The organism is Staphylococcus sp. B1(2026), from assembly GCF_058895785.1.
The window spans coordinates 1-6,130 of the sequence record NZ_JBZXTS010000063.1 but is presented as its reverse complement, the minus strand read 5'-3'; the positions used below and the strand labels follow the sequence as shown (position 1 = coordinate 6,130).

2 protein-coding genes are annotated in these 6,130 nt (G+C 29.4%); both read left to right on the top strand.

The window, feature by feature from the left end:
* The first annotated feature begins 184 nt into the window (after positions 1–184).
* The gene (locus AC5EAH_RS07585; RefSeq protein WP_493494174.1) at positions 185–469 is read left to right on the top strand and encodes a YSIRK-type signal peptide-containing protein; all 285 of its coding nucleotides are present in this window, start codon (positions 185–187) and stop codon (positions 467–469) included.
* Positions 466–6,130, top strand: a 5,665-nt coding sequence (locus AC5EAH_RS07580) for an endo-alpha-N-acetylgalactosaminidase family protein (protein ID WP_493494173.1), incomplete at its 3' end; no start/stop codon positions are given. The genes AC5EAH_RS07585 and AC5EAH_RS07580, both read left to right, overlap by 4 nt.

The following is a 6,130-nucleotide window of genomic DNA, read 5'->3' as shown; positions in this document are numbered from 1 at the left end:
TCAAAAACGCGAGTATTTTTATTTAGAGGTTAGTTTTTTCCCAGCCCCTTAAATTATAGAACCACAATTTATCTTATATTAATCTGTAAATGATTAAAAAAATTAATAAAATACTTTTACAAAGAAAGCGTTTACTATATAATGGTGATAGAACCTTATATAACCAAATTTTAGGAGGATTATTATGACACAAAGAGCAAAAGCATTATTTAACAAAAACTGTAAGTATTCAATTAGAAAGATTTCTGCAGTGACCTGCTCGGTAATGATAGGTATGCTATGTTTTATGGCAACAGAAGTTTCAGCTAAGGAAAATATCTCTAAAGAACCTAGTGAAATTACCACAATTGAAGAAATTTCATCAGACAAAGACATATCAGAAGNTCAGCTAAGGAAAATATCTCTAAAGAACCTAGTGAAATTACCACAATTGAAGAAATTTCATCAGACAAAGACATATCAGAAGTGACTTTAGAAGAACAACCTAAAGTAGAATCAAATGTTGCATTAAAAAATAAAATTGATGAAGCATCTGATAATAAGAAAGAAGAATTAGAAATTACAACCACAATTGAAAAACTTTCATCAGACAAAGACATATCAGAAGTGACTTTAGAAGAACAACCTAAAGTAGAATCAAATGTTGCAATAATGAATAAAAGTGATGAAAAATCTGATAATAAGAGAGAAAAAATAGAATTTACGACTACAGTACAACCTATCAGTTCAGTATCAGATGACCAAGCGAAAAAAAAATCAGAATGGCAACCGGTGGGTGAAATTAAAGGACAAGCAAAAATTATAGAAGAAGGTGGTATTCGTTATAATAGTTTATCATCTACTGAAAAAAATGATAATAAAGTAAACGCAGCATTATATGAAAATAAAGATATTATAGTAAATGATGAAGGCGATACAACAATATCTGTAGATTTCATAGAAAAATCAGTTGCAAAAGAAAGTAGGTTTGGTACATATTTAAAATATAAAGATATTAATAACAATTTATTTGTAGGTTACGATAGTCAAGGATGGTTTTGGCAATATAAAGCAGGTAATGAAAACATTTGGTACCGTGGACGTCGTGTAGATGCACCAGAACAAGATTCAGAAAATCATTTAAAAATCTTATTAAATCATACTGGGAAATTAGATGCAACAAATAATGGAGAAAAATTGTTTGAAACATTAGAGATTCCAAAATCTGTAATGAAAAAATTAGAAGGTCAGAAAAAAGTTTATTTGAAATTAGGTAGTTTTAAAAAACAAATTACTAAAATCAATATCATTGCAGAAAATCAAAAGAAATCTGAAAGTTTGTCTGATTCAACAATCGAATCAACGATAGTTAATCCAGCTACACCATCAAAATTACCTACTATAAAAACAGCAGGGAAAAATATTGAATTAGAGTGGCATCCAGTAGGCAGTGTGCCAGGAGAAGCAAAAATTAAAGAAGAAAATGGTATCAGATATAATAGTTTATCTTCTACGTCAAAAAATGATAATAAAATAAATCCTTCTCTTTTTGAAAAAAAAGGTTTATCTTTAGATGAACAAGGTAATGCAACAGCATCAGTTAATTTTATTGAAAAATCTGCTGATAATGAAGGACGTTTTGGTGTATATTTAAAATTTAAAGATTCAAACAATCACTTATTTGTAGGATATGATAATCAAGGATGGTTTTGGCAGTATAAAGCACCTAAAGAAAATACTTACTATCGTGGAGAACGTATAGCAGCACCAAAAAAAGATTCATTAAATAACTTGGTAGTTTCTTTGAAAAATGATGGGCAATTAAATGCAACAAATAATGGAGAACAGTTATTTGATACTTTAACAATTCCACCAACTGTTATGACTGCCTTGCAAGATCAAAAGCATATTTATTTAAAATTAGGTAGTTTTGAACAACAAGTGACGAAAATTGATGTTTTGGCAGATAATCAACAAAATGTTGCACCGGCACTAGAAAAACCTATTGTTTTAGATAAAGGGTTAGAGAGCAATGATAGTGATGTTGTGTACGATACTATTACGTCTAATGTTTTAACCGCAACAATCGATAAAATGTTTCCACGCATCAAATCATATTCGTTAGATGGTTCTATTTTATACGGACAAGTAAATAAATTAGACACAGTTAAAATTAATGGTATTGACATTCGCCCAGATGTAATTTATAAAAAAATTGATGATGCAACGGCTAATTATATCATGACATTGAAAAATGAAGAACATTTTATAGATGCTGTTATAAAAGTAAAAGTACAAGTAGTTGAAAATGAGTTGCATTTTGATGTAATAGATGTTCATAATAATTATAATATTGAACCAGGTAAAGAAATTGATAATACTAAGAAATTAATTGAATTCATAGAGTTTCCAAATAACTATTTGGTTTCTGTAGGTTCTCAACAATCTGGTGCCAAATTTTCAGGTGCAGTAATGTCAACAGACACACATAAAAGTGGTGATGTTCATTTTAATGTTACGAACCCTATGCCAGATATAAAAAAAGGGTTGATGTATGGATTTATATCATCAAATGATTTAGCAGCAGGGATATGGAGTAATTCTCAATATAATTATGGAGGTGGAAGTAAAGATTTTACACGTTTAACAGTAGGAAAACAAACTATTGGTGAAAATAATTATATTGGTCTAGAAAGTTCTCCTTGGATTTATCAAAGAGCTTATAAAAATTTAGTCTATCCAGATTATACAATGGAGTTACCTAGTGCTAAGGTTGTTATCACTAAAGATAAAAATAATGATAACAAAGTAGATTGGCAAGATGGTGCAATTGCTTATCGTCAGATTATGAATAATCCTCAAGGTTGGGAAAAAGTTAAAGATTTGACAGCTTATCGTATTGCCATGAATTTTGGTTCACAAGCTCAAAATCCATTTTTAATGACATTAGACGGGATTAAAAAAATAAATTTAAATACAGATGGTTTAGGACAAGCAATTCTATTAAAAGGTTATGGTAGTGAGGGTCATGATTCGGGACATTTAGATTATGCAAATATAGGTGAGCGTATAGGTGGCGTTAAAGATTTCAAAAAATTAATTGCTGAATCACAAAAATATGGTGCAAAGTTAGGTATTCATGTTAATGCCTCTGAAACTTATCCTGAATCTAAATATTTTAATGAAGCATTACTTAAAAAAGATAAATATGGTAATTATTCATATGGATGGAACTGGCTAGATCAAGGGATTAATATAGATGCTGCATATGATTTAGCGCATCAACGATTAGAACGTTGGAAAGAATTGAAAGAGAAACTAGGAGACGGTTTAGATTTTATTTATGTTGATGTTTGGGGAAATGGTCAATCAGGAGATAATGGTGCATGGGCTAGCCATATGTTAGCAAAAGAAATAAATAATCAAGGTTGGCGTTTTGCCATTGAATGGGGATATGGAGCAGAGTACGATTCTACTTTTCAACATTGGGCAGCTGATTTAACATATGGCGGTTATAAATTAAAAGGGATTAATAGTGATATAGCACGTTTTATTCGTAATCATCAAAAAGATTCATGGGTAGGAGATTACCCAGCTTATGGTGGCGCAGCAAATGCACCATTATTAGGTGGATATAACATGAAAGATTTTGAAGGATGGCAAGGTCGAAGTGATTATGAAGGATATATAACTAATTTATTTGCTAATGACATTATGACAAAATATTTTCAACATTATTTGGTTAACTCTTGGATTAAAGGAAAAGAGGTCACTATGTCAGATAATGGTCAAACATATCAATGGCAACCAGATATGGAAATTTCTTTAATTGATGATAAAGGGAATACAGTAATTATTAAACGTAAATCTAATGATTATAATAATCCTTTATATAGAGAACGTATTGTTACTTTAAATGGCAGAGTAATTGAAAATGGTAAGTCATATTTAGTACCTTGGAATTGGGATGCTAATGGACATGATTTACCTATAGAACAAGAAAAAATGTATCATTTTAACAAAGAAAGTGGTATGACGACTTGGACATTACCAGATGATTGGCGTACAAATGATAAAGTATATTTATATAAATTAACTGAATTAGGACGTCAAGATGAAAAAGTGCTAAATGTTTTAAATGGTCAAATCGTTATTGAAGCAGTTGAGAATCAACCTTATGTTCTTTACCGTACAAAACAAGGTCCGTCCATCATTAATTGGAATGAAGGCCAACATATTTATGATCAAGGATTTAATAGTGGTACTTTATCACATTGGCAAGTAGAAGGTGGTCAAGGAGCAGTAAATATTGTAAAATCACAAGGTTCTAATAATATGCTTGCTATTCAAAATAATGATAAAGTTGTAACATTAACACAAAATTTAACAGATTTAAAACCTAATACAAATTATGCTGTTTATGTTGGAGTTGATAATAGAAGTGATGCACAGGCAAGTTTAATAGTTAATACAGGTACAAATATTTTTAGTAATTATACAAAAAAATCAATTGCTAAAAACTATATTAAATCTTATGCACATAATACAAATCCACGTACTGCAACAATTGATGATACAAGTTATTTCCAAAATATGTATGTCTTCTTTACAACTGGTAATGATGTAAGTAATGTAAAATTATCTTTATCACGTGAAGCGGATAATAAATCTACTTACTTTGATGAGATACGTATTTTTGAAAATAATTCAACTATGTATAATCAACAACATAATATTTCAAATACAATCTTTAAACAAGATTTTGAAAATGTTCCGCAAGGTATTTTTCCGTTCGTTATCGGAGGAATTGAAAATGTTACTGATAATCGCACACATTTATCAGAAAAACATACACCATATACACAAAGAGGTTGGAATAATAAAAAATTAGATGATGTGATTGAAGGTACATGGTCACTTAAAACAAATGGTTTAACAGGTAGAAATAAATTAGTTTATCAAACAATTCCACAAAATTTTAGATTTGAACCTGGAAAATTCTATAATGTAAGTTTTGATTATGAAGCTGGGGACAACGGTACATATGCATTTGCAATAGGTGAAGGAGAATATACATCATCAAATAATTTACAATTAAAACCATTAGAAAATACTTGGACTGATAGCGATAAAGCTAAGAGAGTTAAATTTTTAGTAAAAGGTAATGATAGTGGAAATACATGGATTGGTATCTTTTCTACTTCAAAAACAGCAAATACACATGATACTACTAGTAATGCTGCTAACTTCCAAGGATATAAAGATTTTGTTTTAGATAATCTAGTAATTGAAGAAATAGTAGTTACTGGAAAAAAAATAATAGAAGAGGCTCTGAACAATTATGTTCCAGTTATTGATGACAACTATACATTTGATTCGTTAGAAAAATACAAAAATAGTGTATTAAATTTATTAAATGCTAAAGATAGTATTTCTATTGAGGAGGCAAAAGTTTTAATAGATGAAGTAAAGACAGCAAAATTAGGTTTGTCTCCTATTAAGACGACTGTTGATTTTACGGATATTAGAACAGTAAATGCGCCTTCACAATTAGGGAAAGAAATTGAAAATGCTTTTGATAATAATTTGAATACAGTTTGGCATACACCTTGGGATGCAAACAGCATTAATAAATCAGTTGTCATTGAATTTAATGATATTAAAACATTATCTGGCTTAGAGTATATCCCACGTCAATCAGGCACAAATGGTATGTTAAAAGATTTAGATGTTGTAGTTATGGATGAACATAATATGTCACATTTAATTACAATTAAAAATTGGCCAGAAAACCATCAAAATAAAGTAATTAACTTTGATACAAATATTAATGCTAAAAAAGTAATAATTACTGGAAGAGCATCATATGGAGAAGAAAGTAAGTTTCAATCTGCGGCAGAATTTAGATTTTTGTTATCAAAACCACAAAAACAAATAGTAGATAAAACAAATTATTTACAAAGTTTAGATCAACTAGAACAATTAGACAAAAATCATATTTTATTATCGAAAATTAAATCAAAGGTTGAATCATATGAATCTCTAAATTTATTAACATCAAATAGTTTATCAGAAGTCACTAAGATAATTCAAAATGAAATTATGAATATAACATTAAGACAAAATCAGCCACCAGTAGCAGAACAACCAA